The 19,717-nt window shown below is 70.9% G+C and carries 17 protein-coding genes and 1 pseudogene; 6 read left to right on the forward strand and 12 right to left on the reverse strand.

Annotated elements, in window-relative coordinates; all coding sequences use genetic code 11:
• Window positions 1-75: 75 nt before the first annotated feature.
• The 7 genes from ABT08_RS10360 to lepA form a co-directional block, all read right to left on the reverse strand.
• Window positions 76-423: an HIT domain-containing protein gene (locus ABT08_RS10360; protein WP_056208775.1), complete on the reverse strand. Its 348-nt coding sequence runs from the start codon at window positions 421-423 to the stop codon at window positions 76-78.
• Window positions 424-448: 25 nt separating this feature from the next.
• On the reverse strand, window positions 449-1,180 hold the full coding sequence (locus ABT08_RS10365; protein ID WP_056208770.1) for a 16S rRNA (uracil(1498)-N(3))-methyltransferase: 732 nt from the start codon (window positions 1,178-1,180) through the stop codon (window positions 449-451).
• A gap of 3 nt (window positions 1,181-1,183) precedes the next feature.
• Window positions 1,184-2,293, reverse strand: a complete 1,110-nt coding sequence (dnaJ, locus tag ABT08_RS10370) for a molecular chaperone DnaJ (protein ID WP_045246852.1) — start codon at window positions 2,291-2,293, stop codon at window positions 1,184-1,186.
• Between the two features lie 40 nt (window positions 2,294-2,333).
• Window positions 2,334-3,374, reverse strand: a complete 1,041-nt coding sequence (hrcA, locus tag ABT08_RS10375) for a heat-inducible transcriptional repressor HrcA (protein ID WP_056518582.1) — start codon at window positions 3,372-3,374, stop codon at window positions 2,334-2,336.
• Window positions 3,375-3,460: 86 nt separating this feature from the next.
• Entirely contained in the window at window positions 3,461-4,675 is a 1,215-nt protein-coding gene (gene hemW, locus ABT08_RS10380; protein ID WP_288114892.1) for a radical SAM family heme chaperone HemW, read from the reverse strand.
• On the reverse strand, window positions 4,675-5,325 hold the full coding sequence (locus ABT08_RS10385) for a DUF1990 domain-containing protein (protein ID WP_056518584.1): 651 nt from the start codon (window positions 5,323-5,325) through the stop codon (window positions 4,675-4,677). Before ABT08_RS10385 ends, hemW begins: the two co-directional genes overlap by 1 nt.
• A 13-nt stretch (window positions 5,326-5,338) precedes the next feature.
• Window positions 5,339-7,189, reverse strand: a complete 1,851-nt coding sequence (gene lepA, locus ABT08_RS10390; RefSeq protein WP_056208758.1) for a translation elongation factor 4 — start codon at window positions 7,187-7,189, stop codon at window positions 5,339-5,341.
• A 72-nt stretch (window positions 7,190-7,261) separates the two neighbouring features.
• On the opposite strand from lepA, the gene ABT08_RS10395 reads away from it, so the two are divergent.
• Window positions 7,262-8,008 carry an alpha/beta fold hydrolase gene (locus ABT08_RS10395; protein ID WP_056208755.1) on the forward strand — a complete coding sequence of 249 codons (747 nt, stop codon included), beginning with the start codon at window positions 7,262-7,264 and terminating at the stop codon, window positions 8,006-8,008.
• A 146-nt stretch (window positions 8,009-8,154) separates the two neighbouring features.
• On the forward strand, window positions 8,155-8,415 hold the full coding sequence (gene rpsT / locus ABT08_RS10400) for a 30S ribosomal protein S20 (protein ID WP_045246847.1): 261 nt from the start codon (window positions 8,155-8,157) through the stop codon (window positions 8,413-8,415).
• 213 nt (window positions 8,416-8,628) lie between these two features.
• On the opposite strand, the gene holA is transcribed toward rpsT, so the two are convergent.
• From holA to ABT08_RS10425, 5 genes and pseudogenes are all read right to left on the reverse strand, one after another.
• Window positions 8,629-9,654 (reverse strand): DNA polymerase III subunit delta, encoded by a 1,026-nt coding sequence (gene holA, locus ABT08_RS10405; RefSeq protein WP_056208750.1) that lies wholly within the window; start codon window positions 9,652-9,654, stop codon window positions 8,629-8,631.
• Between the two features lie 9 nt (window positions 9,655-9,663).
• Window positions 9,664-11,418, reverse strand: a complete 1,755-nt coding sequence (locus ABT08_RS10410; RefSeq protein WP_288114893.1) for a ComEC/Rec2 family competence protein — start codon at window positions 11,416-11,418, stop codon at window positions 9,664-9,666.
• Between the two features lie 488 nt (window positions 11,419-11,906).
• Window positions 11,907-12,092 (reverse strand): ComEA family DNA-binding protein, encoded by a 186-nt coding sequence (locus ABT08_RS13210; protein WP_327037311.1) that lies wholly within the window; start codon window positions 12,090-12,092, stop codon window positions 11,907-11,909.
• Between the two features lie 453 nt (window positions 12,093-12,545).
• Window positions 12,546-15,166 (reverse strand): annotated as a pseudogene (gene leuS / locus ABT08_RS10420) (leucine--tRNA ligase).
• 42 nt (window positions 15,167-15,208) lie between these two features.
• A complete protein-coding gene (locus tag ABT08_RS10425) occupies window positions 15,209-16,477 on the reverse strand; it encodes an anthranilate synthase component I family protein (protein ID WP_288114895.1) in 1,269 nt (422 codons plus the stop codon).
• Window positions 16,478-16,518: 41 nt separating this feature from the next.
• Here ABT08_RS10425 and ABT08_RS10430 point away from each other — a divergent pair, with 41 nt between their 5' ends.
• The 4 genes from ABT08_RS10430 to ABT08_RS10445 form a co-directional block, all read left to right on the forward strand.
• A complete protein-coding gene (locus ABT08_RS10430) occupies window positions 16,519-17,196 on the forward strand; it encodes a DedA family protein (protein WP_288114897.1) in 678 nt (225 codons plus the stop codon).
• A gap of 4 nt (window positions 17,197-17,200) precedes the next feature.
• Window positions 17,201-18,244, forward strand: coding sequence for an App1 family protein phosphatidate phosphatase (locus tag ABT08_RS10435; protein WP_056208739.1), 1,044 nt, complete (start codon window positions 17,201-17,203; stop codon window positions 18,242-18,244).
• 29 nt (window positions 18,245-18,273) lie between these two features.
• The gene (locus tag ABT08_RS10440) at window positions 18,274-18,987 is read left to right on the forward strand and encodes an SOS response-associated peptidase (RefSeq protein ID WP_288114898.1); all 714 of its coding nucleotides are present in this window, start codon (window positions 18,274-18,276) and stop codon (window positions 18,985-18,987) included.
• Between the two features lie 14 nt (window positions 18,988-19,001).
• Window positions 19,002-19,717 (forward strand): 3-methyladenine DNA glycosylase (locus ABT08_RS10445; protein WP_288114899.1); only part of this gene is annotated, 716 nt, incomplete at its 3' end.

Genomic DNA, 19,717 nt, shown 5'->3' on the forward strand with positions numbered 1-19,717 from the left:
AGGCGGTCCTGCGGGCCGAGCAGACGCACCATGGCGACGCCGTCCGCGAGGAGGCGGCGGGTGACGGGTTCGGAGTCAGGCACCGAGCCCCTGCTCCGACAGGTCGCCCGCGAGCACGTGTGCGTGCACGTGGAACACCGTCTGGCCGGCGCCGGCGCCCGTGTTGAAGACGAGTCGGAAGTCGCCGTCGGCGTGCTGGGCGGCGAGCTCGGAGGCGAGCGCGACGATCTCCGCCAGCAGAGCGGGGTCGGCGGCCGCGAGCTCGGCGACATCGCGGTACTCGGCCGTCTTCGGGATGACCAGCAGGTGCACGGGCGCCTGCGGCGCGATGTCGCGGATCGCGAAGAGGGTGTCGGTCTCGGCCACGATCTCGGCGGGGATCTCACGCGCGAGGATGCGACTGAACACGGAGGCTTCGCTCATAGGAACGAGTCTACCGGCGCCCGTCTCACCAGCGCCCGAGCAGCACCGACACGGCGGCGAGCGCCGCGGGGCCGGCGGTCGAGGTGCGCAGCACGGTGTCGCCGAGTCGGACGAGCTCCGCCCCCGCGTCCGCGAGCGCGGTCAGCTCGTCGGGGGCGATTCCCCCCTCGGGGCCGACGATGAAGGTCACATCGGCGAGGTCGCTGCTCACGGCGTCGGCGAGGCGCACGCTCGCGGTCGGCTCGAGCACGAGAAGACGGGATGCCGCACCCCGGCCGGCGAGCTCACGGGTGGTCACGAGCGGGCTCACTTCGGGGAGCCACGCACGATGGGCCTGCTTGCCCGCCTCCCGGGCGATCGCCTCCCAGCGGCCCCGTCCCTTGACGGCCTTGCCCGCGTCCCAGCGGGAGACGCTGCGGGCTGCCTGCCACGGCACGATCTCGTCGACCCCGAGCTCAGTGGCGGCCTGCACGGCCAGCTCGTCGCGATCGCCCTTGGCGAGGCCCTGCACGAGGCGCAGACGGGTGGCGGGCGGGGCATCCACCCGTCGGTCGTCGATGCGCACGACGACGAGCTTCGGTGAGACCGATTCGCAGGTGCCGGTGAGCCACACGCCGCGGCCGTCGCCGACAGTGACCTTCTCCCCCGGGCGCACACGCCGCACCGCGGCGGCGTGATGTGCCTCGGCCCCGGTGAGTGAGACGGTGTCACCGGCCCCCGCGGCGGCGGCGGCATCGTCCACGAAGTGGAGCGCCACGGATCAGCCGTTCCGGAACCGGTCGCGCAGCCGCGCGAAGAGGCCCTGGTGGAACTGCGCCAGCTGCGGCTCCGGCGCCTTCGACTTGCGGGCGAACTCCTCGATGAGGGCGCGTTCCTTCGCGTCCAGGCGAGAGGGCGTGAGCACATGCACGCCGATGCGCAGGTCGCCGCGGCCGCTGCCGCGCAGCGGTGAGACGCCGCGGCCCTTGATCGTGAGCACGTCGCCCGATTGCACCCCTGCGCGCAGCTCGAGCTCGACGGGCCCGTCGAGCGCGTCGATCAGGGTTGTCGTTCCCAGCACCGCGTCGGGCATCGAGATCTCGAGCGTCGCGAGCAGGTCGTCGCCGTCGCGGCTGAAGATGTCGTGCGGGGCGACCGTCACCTCGAGATAGAGGTCGCCGTTCGGGCCCCCGGCGGGTCCCACTTCACCGGAGCCCGGCAGCTGCAGGCGCAGGCCCGTCTCGACGCCGGCCGGGATGTCGACCGAGACCGTGCGACGCGAGCGCACGCGTCCCTGGCCCTGGCAGGTGGCGCACGGGTACGGGATGGTCGTGCCGTAGCCCTGGCAGCTCGCGCAGGGCTGCTGGGTGACGACGTTGCCGATGAGGCTGCGCACCGTGCGCTGGATGTGTCCGGTGCCGTGGCAGATATCGCAGGTGACGGGAGCCGTCCCCGGCTGGCAGCACGAGCCCTGGCAGGTTTCGCAGAGCACAGCGGTGTCGACCTCGAGGTCGCGATGCGCGCCGAACACGACGTCGGCGAGATCGAGCGTCACGCGCACGAGCGCGTCCTGGCCGCGCTCCCGGCGAGAACGAGCGCGGGCCCGGCTCCCACCGCCCCCGCCGAAGAAGGTGTCGAAGATGTCGCTGAAGCCGCCGAACCCGGCGCCGCCGAACGGCGATCCCGTCTCGCCGCCCATGTCGTAGGCGCGGCGCTGATCGGCGTCACTGAGCACGTCGTACGCGTGGGTGACGAGCTTGAACTGCTCCGCCGCCTCGGGGCTCGGGTTGACGTCGGGGTGCAGCTGGCGGGCCAGCCGTCGATACGCCTTCTTGATGTCCTCGGGGCTCGCGTCGCGTTCGACGCCCAGCACCTCGTAGTGGTCGGCCACAGTCACCTCTCCGCCCGCGAAGCGGGCAGGGTCGTATTCGTCATCGCGCGCGCTCGTCGTCGGCCATGAGTCGGCTCAGATAGTGAGCCACGGCGCGCACGGCGCTGAGATTGGTCGCGTAGTCCATGCGCGTGGGCCCGAGCAGACCCAGGCGTGCCTCGCCGATCGTGCCGGCATAGCCGCTCGTCACGACGGATGCCTCGCTCAGCCCGAACGCCTCGTTCTCGCGGCCGATGGAGACCGCCAGGCCCTCGGCGTCGGCCGCCATCTCGGTCATGAGCTTGAGCAGGGTCACCTGCTCCTCGATCGCCTCCAGCAGCGGGTAGATGCTGCCCTGGAAGTCCGACTCGCGTCGGGCCAGGTTCGCGGCACCCGCCATCACGAGGCGATCCTGACGGAACTCTTCGAGCTCTTCGGCGACGGCAGCGAGCAGCGCGCGCGAGGCAGCATCCTCTCGCGGTGAACGGGTGGACGTCTCGGCGAGGGTGTGGGCGATCTTGCCGAGGCCCTCCTGCACCGAGCCACCCGTGACCAGCACCGAGACCTGGGCGCGGAGGGTCGCGACATCCGCGTCGTCGAGGTCGGTCCCGAGGCTCGCGATCCGCTGGGACACACGACCGGTGTCGGTGACGAGGATGACGACGACGCGCGGGCCGCCGAGGTGCACGAGCTCGATGTGCGTCACGTTCGCGCGCTCGAACGACGGGTACTGCACGAGGGCGACCTGGCCGGTGACCTGCGTGAGCACGCGCACAGTGCGCGCGAGCAGGTCGTCGAGGTCGGCAGGGGCCTCGAGGAATGTGGCGATCGCGTTGCGCTGGGCAGTGCTGAGCGGTCGCAGCTCGGCGAGGTGGTCGACGAAGACGCGGTAGCCCTTGTCGGTCGGCACACGTCCCGACGAGGTGTGCGGCGCGCTGATGAGCTCTTCGTCCTCGAGCAGCGCCATGTCGTTGCGGATGGTGGCGGCCGACACCCCGAAGGCATGGCGCTCGACGATCGACTTGCTGCCGACCGGTTCGCGGGTCGCCACGTAGTCCTGCACGATCGCCCGCAGGACGTCGAGGCCGCGTTCGCTGACCATTCCGCCTCCCCTCGCTGGCACTCACATCACGTGAGTGCCAATATTAGCGCGGACCGGGGTGCCACTCGCGGCGCGACGCACAGTGCTCAGGCGGTGAGCCGTCGCACGACCGCGTCGGCCAGGAGTCGACCGCGCAGCGTCAGGACGAGGCGCCCGGCGATGGCGGATGCCCCGTCGACCAGGCCGTCCGCGATGAGCCCCGCCACCTCCGCGCGACCGGTGGCCGGCAGGCTCGCCACGGCCAGCCCGTCGGCGATGCGCACCTCGAGCATCGTGCGCTCGAGCGCGCGGGACGCGGCATCGGGCGTCTCCCGTCCCGCCGCGGGCGAGGAACCCAGCGACAGGCGCTGCGCGTACGCCGCGGGGTGCTTCACGTTCCACCAGCGCACGCCGCCGACGTGCGAGTGGGCGCCCGGCCCGAACCCCCACCAGTCGGCGCCGCGCCAGTAGGCGAGATTGTGTCGCGAGCGGGTCGCCTCATCGCGCGACCAGTTCGACACCTCGTACCAGCCGTACCCCGCCGCCGCGAGGCGCGCGTCGGTGAGCTCGTACATGTCGGCCTGCACGTCGTCGTCGACCGTGTCGATCTCGCCGCGTGCGATGCGGCGGGCAAGCGCCGTGCCCTCCTCCACGATCAGCGCGTACGCCGACACGTGGTCGGTCTCGAGAGCGGTGACGGCGTCGAGGGTGCGCTCCCAGTCCGCGAGCGTCTCCCCCGGCGTGCCGTAGATGACGTCGACGCTCACCTGCAGCCCGGCCGCGCGCGCCGCAGTGACCGCCCGCGGGACCGCGGCCGGCTCGTGGGTGCGGTCGAGGGTCGCCAGCACCGACGGAACGGCGGACTGCATGCCGATCGACAGACGCGTCACGCCCGCCTCGGCGAGCCTCGCCGTCAGCGCCGGTGTGACCGTGTCGGGGTTCGCCTCGACCGTCACCTCCGCATCGGCGGCGATGCCGAACGCGTCGCGCACGTCACCCAGCATGCGCGCGAGCGCATCGCCCGGGAGCAGCGTCGGCGTGCCGCCGCCGAAGAACACGGATGTCGCCGCCCGCCGCCGGCCCGCGGCATCCATCACCTGCGCGGCCAGCGCGATCTCCCGCGCGACCTCGTCGGGATAGTCCGCCTGGCTGGCGCCGCGCAGCTCCGTCGCCGTGTAGGTGTTGAAGTCGCAGTACCCGCAGCGCACGCGGCAGAACGGCACGTGCACGTACACGCCGAAGTCGGGGTGCGCGGCCGGGAGCAGGTCGGGCAGGCCGCCGTCGGCCGGAGCCGGATCGCCGAGGGGAAGCGCTGAGGGCATCAGGCCGGGGTGGTGAACATGGGCGACACCGCGCGCAGGTAGCGGGTGAACAGCGCACGACGACGACGGCGCACGAGGGTGCGCAGCGCTCGGTACGACAACGCGGTCGGGCTGTCGAAGGCCCGCAACGAGAACCACACCTCATCGTTCGGGAGCCACTCGATGAGGAACGACTCCTCCCCGCTGACCACCGACTCGCCGAGGGTGCCGAGCACGAATCCGACGCGGCGCGGCTCCTCCGTGACGAAGATGACCCGGAGGTGCCCGTCGGCGTTCATGCCGTCGACACGGCCGTGCAGTCGCACGCTCGCTCCCGCGGCCACCCACGGTGTGCCGTCGGCGTCGAAGCGCTGATCGGCCTCGAGACGGCTGGGCGCGATGGGCTGACGGTTCTCGTCGAAGCTCACCCCGGCGTAGGTGGGGCCGGCGGCGGGGGTGACGTCCTTCACGGTGAGGCCCGCATCACGCAGCGCCTGCCAGCTCAGCAGCGCGTCGCCCGCCGCGCGGAATCGCTCTTCGCCGCTGCCGATGCGCCAGGACGACTCTGCCGGGAGGCTCCGCTCCGGCGGGTACTGCATGAGGTCGACCGCCTGTGTGGCTCCGACCGCCGCGTAGTCGACGACGCCGTCCCGGGTCGTTCCCTTGCGCATGTGGTGCACCCGCCTACTTCTTCTCGTTGCCGTCCACGTCTCCCGACAGGGCGGCGATGAACGCCTCCTGCGGCACCTCGACGCGACCCACCATCTTCATGCGCTTCTTGCCCTCTTTCTGCTTCTCGAGGAGCTTGCGCTTTCGGGTGATGTCACCGCCGTAGCACTTCGCGAGGACATCCTTGCGCATCGCCCTGATGTTCTCCCGGGCGATGATGCGGGCGCCGATCGCGGCTTGGATCGGCACCTCGAACTGCTGGCGCGGGATGAGCTTGCGCAGCCGCTCGGTCATCATCGTGCCGTACGAGTACGCCTTCTCACGGTGCACGATCGAGCTGAACGCGTCGACCTTGTCGCCCTGCAGCAGGATGTCGACCTTGACGAGGTCGGCGGTCTGGGATCCCGCGGGTTCGTAGTCGAGGCTCGCGTAACCCTGGGTCTTCGACTTCAGCTGGTCGAAGAAGTCGAAGACGATCTCGCCGAGCGGCATGTTGTAGCGCAGCTCAACGCGGTCCTCGCTGAGGTACTCCATGCCGAGCAGGGTGCCGCGGCGCGTCTGGCAGAGCTCCATCACGGTGCCCACGTAGTCCTTCGGCAGCAGGATGCCGACCTTCACGACCGGCTCGGAGACCGACGCGACACGACCGTCCGGGTACTCGCTCGGGTTCGTGACCACGACGGTCTCCCCGGTGTCGGTCGTGACCTCGTAAGTGACCGACGGTGCGGTCGTGATGAGGTCGAGGCCGAACTCGCGGGCCAGGCGCTCGGTGATGATCTCGAGGTGCAGCAGACCGAGGAACCCGCAGCGGAACCCGAACCCGAGAGCGACCGAGGTCTCGGGCTCGTACTGCAGCGAGGCGTCGGAGAGCTTGAGCTTGTCGAGGGCCTCGCGCAGATCGGCGTAATCACTGCCGTCGATCGGGTAGATGCCGCTGAAGACCATCGGCTTCGGGTCCGTGTATCCGGAGAGTGCCTCGGTCGCGGGCTTGCGGAGGTTCGTGATGGTGTCGCCGACCTTCGACTGGCGCACATCCTTCACGCCCGTGATCAGGTAGCCGACCTCGCCCACGCCGAGCCCCTTGGTGGGCGTCGGCTCGGGGTTCGAGACGCCGATCTCCAGCAGTTCGTGCGTCGCCTTGGTCGACATCATCTGGATGCGCTCCCGCGGCTCCAGCTTCCCGTCGACCATGCGCACATAGGTGACGACGCCGCGGTAGGCGTCGTACACGGAGTCGAAGATCATCGCGCGGGCCGGGGCATCCGCGTTCCCCTTCGGCGACGGGATGCGCTCGACGATGCGGTCGAGCAGCTCCTCGACGCCGAGGCCGGTCTTCCCGCTCACCCGCAGCACATCGTCGGGCGACCCGCCGATGAGGTTCGCGAGCTCGCCGGCGAACTTCTCGGGGTCGGCGGCGGGCAGGTCGATCTTGTTCAGCACCGGGATGATCTCGAGATCGTTCTCGAGCGCCAGGTAGAGATTCGCGAGCGTCTGCGCCTCGATGCCCTGCGCGGCGTCGACCAGCAGGATCGCGCCTTCGCAGGCGGCGAGCGACCGGGACACCTCGTAGGTGAAGTCGACGTGCCCGGGTGTGTCGATCATGTTCAGCGCGAACGTGCCGTCCGCGGTCTGCCAGGGCATGCGAACCGCCTGGCTCTTGATCGTGATGCCGCGCTCGCGCTCGATGTCCATGCGGTCGAGGTATTGCGCGCGCATGTCACGGTCGGAGACGACACCCGTGATCTGCAGCATGCGGTCGGCCAGGGTCGACTTGCCGTGGTCGATGTGGGCGATGATGCAGAAGTTGCGGATGCTCGCCGGCGGGGTGGCGCTGGGCTGGAGCGGAGAGAGGGCACGCGGAGACATGTCCCGACGATTCTAGGGTGCCGCCTCGGATGCACCGCCCTCACGCCCAGCCACCGGTTCTACAGTGGGCACATGGTGACGACCGTGGTGATGGTGCACGGCATCCGCACGTCCGCGACCATGTGGCGCGCACAGGTGGCCCATCTCGAGCAGCGCGGGGTGTCGGCGGTGGCTCTCGACCTGCCGGGACACGGCACCCGACGCGGTGAGCCGTTCACGCTCGACGAGGCCTTCCGCACCATCGACGACGCGGTGCGGTCGGCTGCGGACACCGGTCCCGTGCTCCTGGTCGGGCACTCGCTCGGCGGACTCCTCACGACCCAGTACGCAGGCGCCGTGGTCGCTCCCCCGATTGCGGCGTACATCGGTGCCTCGTGCACGGCGCTGCCGCGCGGCATCCCTCTCGTCGCCTATCGCGCCGCGGTCGGCTCCTTCAACAGCCTTCCTGGTCACGGCGAATGGCTGGGAGAGCGTGTGCTCGATCGCACCCTCCCGTCGGAGACGCGGTGGGACTTCGGGGCGGGCGGGTACGCGTTCGAGTCGCAGGACACGGCGCTGCGCGCCCTCGGAGCCCTCGACCTCATGGCGGCGGTGTCGCGCATCCGGGTGCCGACGTGGTTCGTGAACGGCCAGTGGGATCAGCTGCGGGTGAGCGAGAAGCTCTTCCAGACGCTCCTCCCCGACGCCGAGCTGATCGTCGTTCCCCACACCACGCACCTCGTGACGGCGATGGCACCGCGCGTGTTCAACGCGGTGCTGGATCTCGCGCTGGCCACGATCGACAGCACTGCCGTCGACGAGACGGATGCCGCAGCCTGACGTTTCGTGCGGAGCCCGCTCGTTTGGTAGACTCGGCTTTTGGCTTGCGTGTGGGGAATCCCAGACCCCCGCGATTCGCCGCACAGCGCCCCTCTCTCGCTGCACGGCACCACCACGACAACACCGAAACGAAAGTCTGACCACACGTGGCAAACATCAAGTCGCAGATCAAGCGCAACAAGACCAACGAGAAGGCGCACGAGCGCAATAAGGCCGTCAAGAGCGAGCTGAAGACCGCGGTGCGTCGCACCCGAGAGGCCATCGTCGCCGGCGACAAGGCCGCCGCCGAGAAGGCTCTGGGCACCGCGACCAAGAAGCTCGACAAGGCCGTGAGCAAGGGCGTCATCCACCAGAACCAGGCCGCGAACCGCAAGTCGGCGATCGCGAAGCAGGTTTCCGCTCTCTGAGCGACCATCGTGAAGGCCCGCACCGCTTCGGCGGGGCGGGCCTTCACGTTTTGTGCGCGGGGTCGCGCGTTTTGTGCGCGGGATCGCGTGCACAGCGTGGGCGGGGCGGGCCTTCACGTTTTGTGCGCGGGATCGCGTGGTGTGCGCGGGGTCGCGTGCACACCGTGGGGGCGGCATGCGCGCCTGACGCGCGAGCGTGACGAACCGCGGCGTTCAGTCGCCGTAGGGCCGCCGCGTCGCCACGATCGTGAGAAGACGCTCGACGGCGAACGTCGCATCGCGGCTGGCGCCCTTGACCTCGGCGTCTGCGCGGGCGGCGGCCTGAATCGCTCCCCCGAGCGCCTCTGACGACCAGCCGTTGAGATCGCGACGCGCGCGGTCGACCTGCCAGTCCTTCATGCCGAGTCGCGCGACCAGGGCGGGCGCTGATTCCCTCGAGCCCACCACGCGAGCCATGGTGCGCAGCTTGGAGGCGAGCGCGGCGACGAGGGGCACGGGGTCGGCGCCCGAGGCGAGCGCCTGACGCAGCGCGAGCAGCGCCTCACCGTGCCGCCCGGCGATCGCTGTGTCGGCGACGGTGAACGCGGATGTCTCGACCCGCCCGCCGTAGTAGCGCTCGACGATGCGGTCGTCGATCGTGCCGTCGACGTCGGCGAGAAGCTGCTGGCAGGCGGCGCCGAGTTCGGTGAGGTCGTCGGCGAACGCGGCGACGAGAGCGCGCAGCGCCGTGGGCTCGATGCGGCGGTTCGCGGCACGGAACTCGCCCGCCGCGAAGTCGACGCGGTCTGCGTCGCGGGTGATGGCGGGACAGGCGATCTCGACGCCTCCGCCCTCGCCCGCCCTGATGGCGTCGAGCAGCTTCTTGCCGCGCACGCTCGCGCCGGAGTGACGCAGCACCACGGTGGCGCCCTCCTGGGGGGCGGCGAGGTACGCGAGCGCGTCGGCCAGGAACGCATCGCTGCACTTCTCGACCGAGGTGACGCGGATGAGGCGCGGTTCGCCGAACAGCGAGGGCGCGGCGTAGGCGGGCAGTGACCCCGCCGTGTAGTCCGCCGCGTCGATGTCGCTGACTTCGAGCGCCTCGTCTTCGGCTCGCAGATAGCTGCGGATGCCGCTGGTCGCCCGTTGTGCGCAGACCTCTTCGGGGCCTGAGACGAGCACGATCGGCGCGGGCTGCGGGGTGCGCCAGGAGAGCTGCGGGATGGCGCTCGCGCGTGCGGGTCTACGGGGAGCGGCCATGCCGAAAGCCTACCGAGGGCCGTCGACGTCGCGGGTTCCGGCGTGCCAGACGACGAGGCGCCCGTCGACCTCGCTGACGGCAGCCATGCCGTCGGTGTCGGTGCGGACGACCGTCGTTCCGGCGGCGGCGAGCAGTGCGAGTGCGGTGTCGCGCGGGTGGCCGTAGCTGTTCCCGGCACCGACCGAGACGAGCCCGATGACGGCACCGATGCGACGGTAGAGACCGGGGTCCTGGTCGCCGGAACCGTGGTGCGACACCTTCACCACCTGCAGCCCCGACGACATTCCACCGGAACGCAGGAGCGCCCGCTGCGCCGTCGCGCCGAGGTCGCCGAGGAAGATCGCGGGCGGGACCGCACCCCCGCCCATCTCGACGACCACGCTCCCGTCGTTGCCTTCGGCGAACTCCCCCGCCGTCGCCGTGGGCCACAGCACGCGCCAGCGCGCATCGCCGAGCATTCCGCTCATCCCCGCGTGGGCGACGACGGTGCGGGCGGCGCCGAGCGCGCGGACGATGTCCGTCTCGCGACGTTCGGTCGTCGGACCGTGCATCACGGTGTCGACACGTCCGTTCAATGCGTGTGCGGCACCCACGTGATCGCGGTCGAAGTGGGTGAGCACGAGCAGGTCGATACGGTCGATCCCGGCGCGGTGGAGGCATCCGCTCAACAGCTCGGGATCGTCTCCGGTGTCGATCAGCGCCACCTCGCTCGCGGAGCGCACCAACACCGCGTCGCCCTGGCCGATGTCGCACATGATGATGCTCCAGTCGGGTGGCATCGCGCCTCGCGAGACCACGGGGAGCAGCACCGTCGCGGCAATCGTGGCGCCCGCCGTCACCGAGACGACGAGAACGGATGCCGCGCGCGTGACGGTGCGCAGTCGCCGGCGTGGGAGCGGCGCGAGCAGTCCGAGCGTGGCGGCGCCCACGAGGGCGAGCGCGACGATGCCGAGGGGGCCGCCCGGCCACGGCGCGGTCGCAAACGGCAATGCGGCGAAGAGGCGGGCGGTCTCGGCGATCCACGCGGCCGGCAGCCACGCCACGGCGACGAGCCCCTGCTGCAGCACCGGGAGGGGCGCGGCGAGCGTGGCGACGAGCCCGACGATCGTCGCGACGGGCGCGGCCGGGGCGGCGATGAGGTTGGCGACGACGCCGTAGATCGGCACCGTCGGGGTGAGCACGACGATGAGCGGCGCACAGACGAGCTGGGCGGACAGCGGCACCGCGATGCCGAGTGCCAGCGCGCGGGGCATCACGCGGCCGAGCCCGGCGGCGAGGGGCCGCGCCAGCACGAGCAGCGCCGCCGTCGCCGCGGCGGACAGAGCGAAGCCGATGGAAGTCGCGAGCCACGGGTCGAGCACGAGCAGCACGGTGAGCGCGAGCGACCAGACGCCGATGCCGGTGGCGGTGCGTCCTGTCAGCACGGCGATCATGGCGATCGCCGCCATCGCCCCGGCGCGCACGACGCTGGGTTCGGGCGTCGTGAGCGTGATGAACCCGACAAGCAGGGTGAGGCCGACAGCGACGCGCATGCGTCTGCGCGCGCCGAGCGCGGCGGCTGCGGCGAAGCCGAGCGCGACGACGATCGCGCAGTTCGCCCCGCTCACGGCGGTGAGGTGCGTGAGGGAGGCGGTCTTCATCTGCGCATCGAGCGTGTCGTCGACGAGTGCGGTGTCGCCGATCGCGAGCCCGGGGATGAGTCCCGCGGCCGGGCCGGGCAGGCCGACGGTGGCGTGGGCGAGCGCGCGGCGCAGCGCGGCCACGGTCGGCCCCGAACGCCGGTGCCTCGACGCGCACGACCGCGCCCACTTCGGTGCCTGCGCCGACACCGCCTCGCGCGAGCACGACGACGGGAACGTCGCGTCCGGGGCGTGGAGCCGTGCGGGTCTCGACGGACACCACCTGCGCGTCGAACGCAGACCCCTGCGCGCGCGGTTCGACCTTGCCGACGACACGCACCGACACCGACTCGGCACGGGAATCGATCAGGGCGTCACGAACCTGCTCGCGCGCGGGTGTCGAGAACACGACAGTGGATGCCGCGGCCCCCGCACCGCACGCTGCGAGCACCGCGACGACCAGCGCCGCGCGCGTCCGACCGCCCGCGCGGCGGGCACAGCACAGCGTGACGATGGCTCCGAGAGCAACCGCTGCACCAATCGCCGCAACGATCGACGCGCCTCCGAACAGCGCGATGCCCGCGGCCGCCCAGGTGAGACCGGCGACCGGAACGAGGCGATAGGCACCCACCTCACACCGTGACCTTGTCGCGCAGCTCGTCGAGCGTCTTCTCGCCGATCCCCGACACGCTCAGCAGGTCATCGACGCTGCCGAATCGGCCGTGCTCCGCGCGCCACGCGAGGATGCGCGCCGCGGTGGCCGGCCCGACACCTGGAAGGGTGTCGAGCGCCGCGGCATCCGCCGTGTTCAGGTTCACGAGCCCGTCGCCGGCCGCCGGCGCTGTGCCCCCCCTGCGGTGATGTGCCGACGACCGGCACGACGAGTTGCTCGCCGTCTGACACGGTGCGCGCGAGGTTCACCGCCGCCCGGTCGGCATCGGCGGTGAACCGATACATTCCGGGCGTCGCCACGGCCCCCGCGACATGCACGTAGACCTGTCCGAACGGCGCGGCAGAGGGCGAGGTGGATGCCGCGGCATCCATCACCTCTGTCGACCCGCCGGATCGCACCATGCCGATGACGACGGTCACCCCGAGGGCGAGGAGCACGACGACCACGGCCGCCCCGACGCCCACCCGCACACCCGGGCGCACAGTGGGGAGGTCATCGGAGCCGCGCACACCCCGACGCTAGGCGCGCCGGTCTCGCGGCCCGGGCGCCACCGCGGTGCCGGGTGGACGACCGGTGCCCCGGCGTCGCTGTGGAGGGCTCAGCGCGTGCTGAGGCTGACGACCTTCGGGGCGCGCACGATCGCGCGCACGATCTGCTTGTCGCCGAGGGCGCGCACGACCCGCTCGTCGGCGCGGGCGAGCTTCTCGAGCTCCTCCGCGCCGATGCGCGCCGGCACCTCGAGGGTGGCCCGCACCTTGCCGTCGATCTGCACGACAGCCGTCACGGCGTCCTCGATGAGCAGCGTCGGGTCGGCCTGGCGCCATCCCGCGAGCCCCACGAAGGGCTCGTAGCCGAGCTGCTCCCATATCTCCTCCGCAGTGTGCGGGGCGAACAGGTCGAGCACGAGCGCCACCGCCTCGATCGCCTCGCGCACGGCGGCGTCGCCCGCTCCGGCTCCCCCGTCGATCGTCTTGCGGATGGCGTTGACGAGCTCCATGAGGCGCGCGACCACGACGTTGAACTTGGTCTGCTCGACGAGGGTCGGCACATCGGACCACAGCTTGTGGGTGACGCGGCGGAGCGCGGCATCCCCTTCGGCCCAGACCACCTCGGGGTCGCTCGTGACCTCACCGGCGATGCGCAGCGCCCGCGCGAGGAACTTCGCCGCCCCGACCGTCGAGACGTCCTTCCAGTCCTTGTCGTCCTCCACCGGGCCGGCGAAGGCGAGGGCCACGCGCAGCGCGTCGGCGCCGTGCGCGTCGAGCTCGTCCTGGAAGAGCACGAGGTTGCCCTTGCTCTTGGACATCTTCGACCCGTCGAGGATGACCATGCCCTGGTTGATCAGGCTCGAGAACGGCTCGGTGAAGTCGACGAGACCCATGTCATAGAGCGCCTTCGTGACGAAGCGCGCGTAGAGCAGGTGCAGGATCGCGTGCTCGACTCCGCCGATGTAGAAGTCGACCGGCGCCCAGGCACGCGCCGCGGCCGGGTCGAACGCCTGCGTGGCGTCGCCGGGCGAGAGGAAGCGCAGGAAGTACCACGAGCTGTCGACGAACGTGTCCATCGTGTCGGGGTCGCGCAGCGCCCGCTCCCCCGTCTCGGGGTCGACGCTCTCGACCCACGACGTTGCGGCGCCGAGGGGCGACGAGCCCTTCGGCTTCAGGTCGAGGCCTTCGGAGGCGGGCAGCGTCACCGGCAGCTGGTCGCCGGGCACCGGCACGATGCGACCGTCGTCGGTGTGCAGCATCGGGATGGGCGTGCCCCAGTAGCGCTGACGGGAGATCAGCCAGTCGCGCAGGCGATACGTGCGGGACGCGCGGCCGGTGCCGGCCGCCTCGAGCAGCTCGATCGCGCGCGTGATGGCGTTGCGCTTGCTGAGTCCGTCGAGGGGCCCCGAGTTGACCATGCGGCCCTCGCCCGTGAGCGCGATGCCCGTGGTGGCAGGGTCGAGATCGGCTAGGGATGCCTCGTCGGCGCCGAGGTCGAGCGGGGTACCCGCGGCATCCGTCTCGATCACCGGGATCGCCCCGGTGACGGGAGCCGTCGTGTCGACCACGATGCGCACGGGGAGGTCGAACGCGCGCGCGAAGTCGAGGTCGCGCTGGTCGTGCGCGGGAACGGCCATGACCGCGCCGTGGCCATAGTCGGCCAGCACGTAGTCTGCCGCCCAGATCGGCAGACGCTCGCCGTTGATCGGATCGGCAGACGCTCGCCGTTGATCGGGTTGATCGCAAAGCGGTCGAGGAACACGCCGGTCTTCGGCCGATCGGTGTTCTGACGGTCGACCTCGCTCGTCATGCGGACGCTCGCCAGGTAGTCCTGGAAGCGCAGCCGCACCTCGGCGGACGAGCCGGCCGCCAGCTCCGCCGCGAGGTCGGAGTCGGGGGCGATCACCATGAATGTCGCGCCGTGCAGCGTGTCGGGGCGGGTCGAGAAGACCGTCACCTTCTCGGCGCGGCCCTTGATCTCGAAGTCGATGTCGGCGCCGACCGAGCGTCCGATCCAGTTGCGCTGCATCTGGATGACCTTCTGCGGCCAGAATCCCTCGAGCTGGTTCAGGTCGTCGAGCAGCCGGTCGGCGTAGTCGGTGATGCGGAAGAACCACTGCGTGAGCTTCTTCTTCTCGACCAGCGCGCCGCTGCGCTCGCTCGTGCCGTCCGCCAGCACCTGCTCGTTGGCGAGCACCGTCTGATCGACCGGGTCCCAGTTGACCAGCGCATCCTTGCGGTAGGCGAGGCCCTTCTCGTAGAGGCGCTGGAACAGCCACTGGTTCCACTGGTAGTAGTCGGGGTCGCTCGTGTGCAGCACACGCGACCAGTCGAACGAGACGCCGTAGGCCTTGAGGCTCGTGCGCTGCTGCGCGATGTTGTCGTACGTCCACGTCACGGGGTTCGCGCCGCGCTTGATGGCGGCGTTCTCGGCCGGCAGTCCGAAGGAGTCCCAGCCGATCGGGTGCAGCACGTTGTACCCGCGGTGCCGCCAGTAGCGGGCGACGATGTCGCTGTAGAGGTAGTTTTCGGCGTGACCCATATGCAGATCGCCCGACGGGTACGGGAACATCGCGAGCACGTACTTGCGGGGGCGGGTATCGGCGGCGTCGCCGGCGCGGAACGGGTCCGCGGTCGCCCACCGTTCCTGCCACTTCGCCTGGATGGCGTGCACGTCGTCCGACGGAGACGGTGCGGCTGAGGTGGTGGGGGCGTTCGTCGACACAGAGATACCTATCCGATGGATGCTGCGGGGCGCGCCGAAGCGCAACCTTCAGGCTACCGGACCGCGCTCGGCCCAGTCCGGTGGCAGCGTCGCGCCGATCGCGGCGAGCGGCGCCCGCGCCTTGAGCGCGACCTCGGCGACCTCGTCCGCGGCGATCGACCCCCAGGTGATGCCCCCGCCGGCGCCGACCGTCACCCGGTCGCGCTCGATGAGGAGGCTTCGGATGGTCATGCCGAGGGTCGCCGTGCCGGATGCCGCCACCCACCCTGCGCACCCGGCGTAGGCGCCCCGCGGCTCGACCTCCAGCCGCCCGAGGATCTCGATCGCCGCGAGCTTCGGCGCCCCGCTCATCGAGCCTGCCGGCAGCGTGGCCCGCAGCACTTCATCGAGCGTGGTCCCGGGGTGGAGTCGCCCCGCGACGGTCGAGACGAGCTGGTGCACGGTGGGTGTGGACTCGAGGTGCAGCAGGCTCTCGACGGTGACGGTCGCGGGGTCGCAGATGCGGGCGAGGTCGTTGCGCATGAGGTCGACGATCATCACGTTCTCGGCCCGCTCCTTCGGGCTCTCGCGCAGCTCGGCGACGAGAGCGGCATCCTCCACGTCATCGTCGGCGCGGCGGCGCGTGCCCTTGATGGGACTGGTGCGCACGACTCCTCCCCCGATCTCCAGGAACGTCTCGGGGCTGCCGCCGGCGAGGGCCACGCCTCCGACGCGCACGAACAGCCCGCGTCGCGCGCCCGTGAGCCGGCGCAGGCGCAGGTACGCGTCGACCGGGTCGACGGCGGCATCGACGCTCATCGAGGTCGTCAGGCAGAGCTGATACGCGTCGCCACGGCGGATGTGCTCCCGGCATCGTTCGACCAGTGTGGCGTAGAGGTCGGGGCTGTCGCGCGAGTGTGCCGGCCCGAGCGGCGGGGCGACTGGAGGGTGGGCGTTCGCGAGGGGCACCCGCAGGCGATCGGCGGCCGGTCCCGTGAGCGCTACGGAGCCGGTGCGGCGGTCGATGCGCGCGACCGTCTCGACGCGCAGCCACCCGTCGGGCAGGCCGCCGGCGGGCACGTCGGCCCCCGCTCGCCGTGCGGCGTCGTCGTACCCCCACCAGCCGACCCAGTCGGGGGATGCCTCGCCGGCGGAGCGCCCGCCGACCATGACCTGTCGGGGTTGCTCCGGCGAGACCGGCGAGCCGATCCCGACCCAGTCGACCCCGTCCGGGCCGGTGCCGGCGTCGATCCAGAACAGGTGCGGCTCGTGTCGCAGCGCAGCGAACAGGCGCGCGGCCGTCGGAGCCGCGGGATCCGGTTGCGACACGACGCCCATCCACTCAGGTTAGATGCGGCATCCGCCCCTACGCTCGCATCGTGGATCAGGTTCTGACGTGGCTGCTCGACGCCGTGCAGTCGGTGGATCCGCTCGTGCGCGTGCTCATCGTGGGCTTCGCGATGATGTGCGAGACCAGCATCCTCATCGGCCTCATCGTTCCCGGCGACACCGTCGTGATCGTCGCCGCGACCGCCGTCACCACCCCGCTGCAGGGCGTCGCGATCGCGACCGCCGCCGTCGTGGGGGCGCTCATCGGCGAGTCGATCGGGTATGCGCTCGGCAAGTTCCTGGGGCCGAAGATCCGGATGTCGCGCCTCGGCCGTCGCATCGGCGAGCACAACTGGCTGCGGGCGGAGAACTATCTGCAGCGCCGCGGCGGCATCGCCATCTTCCTGTCGCGGTTCTTGCCGGTGCTGCACTCGCTCGTGCCGCTCACCGTCGGCATGTCGGGGTATTCGTATCGGCGCTTCCTGGCATGGACGACGCCGGCGTGCGTCATCTGGGCGGCGCTCTACGTGACAGTCTCCGCCCTCGCGTCGGGCACGTACCGCGATCTCTCGGGCGAGATCCATTTCGCTGGCTATGTGTTCGTCGGCATCATCGTCGTGTTCGTCGTGCTCGTGTATGTCGTCAAGAAGGTCATCGGACGGGCCGAGCGCAAGCACCTCGCGACCTACGAGGAGCCCACGGGCGCGGCATCCGACGTGACAGACTGAACGGGTGCCCTCCCGCTCGACCGATTCCCCCCGGCCCGCGAAGGTGCTCTGGCTCGCCCGACTGGAGCGTCGATTCCACGCCTGGCGTGAGCGCCGCGCCCGCCGCCGCGGCCTGACGCCTGTCGTCGCCGCGTTCCCGGGCTACGGGGGCGCGGACTGGGTACGTGTGCTCGGCCGCGTCATGATCGTGCCGCCGGCATCTCGTGCGTCGCGGGCGTCGTACACCGGCGTGCGCGGGTGGCGCAGCTTCGCTGCGGTGCCCATCGCCCATGCCCGGGTCGAGGTGCTCATCGACGGGGCGGCGCATGAGGTGACCGCCGACGCAGGCGGCGTGGTCGACGTCGTGGTTCCGGCCCGGCTCGAACCCGGGTGGCAGGAGTTCTCCGTCTCGGTCGAAGGCGGCGAGCCGATCACGATGCGCACCTTCATCGTCGGGGCGGAGGTCACCTTCGGCGTGGTCTCGGACGTCGACGACACGGTGATGGTCACCGCGCTCCCCCGCCCGCTGCTCGCCGCATGGAACTCGTTCGTCGTGAACGAGCACGCCCGCCAACCCGTGCCGGGCATGGCGGTGCTGCTCGAACGACTTGCGACCCAGCACCCCGGCGCTCCGGTCATCTACCTCTCGACGGGCGCGTGGAATGTCGCCCCCACTCTTCGCCGGTTCCTGCGGCGTCATCTGTTCCCCGCAGGCGCCATGCTGCTCACCGACTGGGGACCCACCCACGACCGTCTGTTCCGCAGCGGTCGACTCCACAAGCAGGAGAACCTCGAACGGCTCGCCCGCGAGTTCCCACACGTGCGCTGGCTGCTCGTCGGCGACGACGGACAGCACGATGACGCGCTCTACACGGCGTTCACGATCGTACATCCCGACAACGTCGCCGGTGTCGCCATCCGACGCCTCACACCGGCGGAAGCCGTGCTCGCGGGCGGTCGGACGGCGGTTGACGACCACTCCGCGGCATCCGTGCCGTGGGTCACCGGAGACGACGGCGCAGCGCTCATGAAGAAGCTCGCCGGCGTCGGACTCGTGTCGGGACGCTGACGTCGTACCCCGGGCCTAGGCTCAGGGCCATGTGCGGAAGATTCGTGGTCGCGAACGTCGGATCCGAGCTCGTCGGCGTGCTGCGGGCCGACACGATCGCGGACGATCTGCCCCAGCCCTCGTACAACGTCGCACCGACGATGAGGGCGGCGATCGTGCTCGACTCGGCGAAGACCGATCCCCCGACCCGCCGCGTCGAAGCCGCGCGGTGGGGTCTCGTTCCCGCGTGGGCCAAGGACCCGTCCATCGGCACGCGCGCCTTCAACGCTCGCAGCGAAGAGGTCGAGGACAAGCCGATGTTCCGAGCGGCGCTGGTGAAGCGTCGGGCCATCGTGCCGGCGACGGGGTACTTCGAGTGGCAGCAGACGTCCGATGGCAAGGTGCCCCACTACATCCATCCCGCCGATGACGCCCCTCTGTTCTTCGCGGGACTCTACGAGTGGTGGAAGGACCCGTCGAAGGCCGACGACGATCCCTCGCTGTGGCTGCTGAGCTTCACGATCCTCACCCGATCGGCGGTCGGCCGGCTCGGCTCCATCCACGAGCGGATGCCCCTGTCCGTCGATGCGGACTTCGCCGACGCCTGGCTCGACACCGACCTCGACAACGTCGGAGACGTGCTCGACGCCGCCATCGATGCGGCGCCCGACGTGGCCGAGTCGCTTGCCGACTGGCCGGTTGCGTCGCAGGTCGGCAACGTGCGCAACGACTCGCCCGCGAACATCCTGCCGGTCGGTCCCTGACGTATCCTCGTGCGGTGACCCTTCAGACGGATGCCGCACCACTGGCTCCGCCCGTCTGGCATGCGCTCGAGTCGGCTCATGCCGCCCGTGCCGACGCTCTGACGTCCGCGCATCGCGCGCGCAAGGCGCGCGGCGAGAAGCATCCCGTCGAGGACTTCCTCTTCACCTACTACGGCTACAAGCCTGCGGTGCTGCGCCGCTGGCACCCCGGCATCGGCGTCGCACTCGCGGATCCCGACGGCGTTCGCGCGCAGTGGCGTCACTACCGCACGGACGACGGGGTCAGCGCTGTGCACGCCGCTGCTCTCGCCGAGTCCCACGGTGACCTGATCGCACGAGTCGGTGATCTACTCACGGCCGTGCATTCCCGTCGCGGCATGTACGGTTGCTTCGGCCTCCACGAGTGGGCGATGGTCTACCGAGCGCCCGAGACGCGTCATGAGGTACCGCTGCGGCTGGGGTCCGCCGGCACCGACGCCGTGGTGGAGGCATCCGTTCTGCAGTGCTCGCACGTCGACGCGGTGCGCTTCTTCACACCCGCTGCACTGCCCCGTAACGCTCACCGGCCGACGCGGGAGATGCAGCGCGATTTCGACCAGCCGGGGTGCCTGCACGTCAACATGGATCTCTACAAGTGGGCGTTCAAACTCGCGCCGTTCACGCCCTCCGAGCTCATCGCCGACTGCTTCGCGCTCGCCTACGACATCCGCGTGCAGAGCACCGAGCCGTT

The organism is Microbacterium sp. SCN 71-21 (assembly GCF_001725695.1).
Classification (GTDB): domain Bacteria; phylum Actinomycetota; class Actinomycetes; order Actinomycetales; family Microbacteriaceae; genus Microbacterium; species Microbacterium ginsengisoli.

Bases quoted from the DNA above. Each gene is read 5' to 3' on its own strand.
- ABT08_RS10440 (WP_288114898.1), top strand. From the start codon at position 18,274: ATGTGCGGAAGATTCGTGGTCGCGAACGTCGGATCCGAGCTCGTCGGC.
- holA (WP_056208750.1), bottom strand. From the start codon at position 9,654: ATGGCCGCTCCCCGTAGACCCGCACGCGCGAGCGCCATCCCGCAGCTC.
- lepA (WP_056208758.1), bottom strand. From the start codon at position 7,189: ATGTCTCCGCGTGCCCTCTCTCCGCTCCAGCCCAGCGCCACCCCGCCG.
- hrcA (WP_056518582.1), bottom strand. From the start codon at position 3,374: ATGGTCAGCGAACGCGGCCTCGACGTCCTGCGGGCGATCGTGCAGGAC.
- ABT08_RS10425 (WP_288114895.1), bottom strand. From the start codon at position 16,477: ATGGGCGTCGTGTCGCAACCGGATCCCGCGGCTCCGACGGCCGCGCGC.
- ABT08_RS10395 (WP_056208755.1), top strand. From the start codon at position 7,262: ATGGTGACGACCGTGGTGATGGTGCACGGCATCCGCACGTCCGCGACC.
- hemW (WP_288114892.1), bottom strand. From the start codon at position 4,675: ATGCCCTCAGCGCTTCCCCTCGGCGATCCGGCTCCGGCCGACGGCGGC.
- ABT08_RS10360 (WP_056208775.1), bottom strand. From the start codon at position 423: ATGAGCGAAGCCTCCGTGTTCAGTCGCATCCTCGCGCGTGAGATCCCC.
- ABT08_RS10385 (WP_056518584.1), bottom strand. From the start codon at position 5,325: ATGCGCAAGGGAACGACCCGGGACGGCGTCGTCGACTACGCGGCGGTC.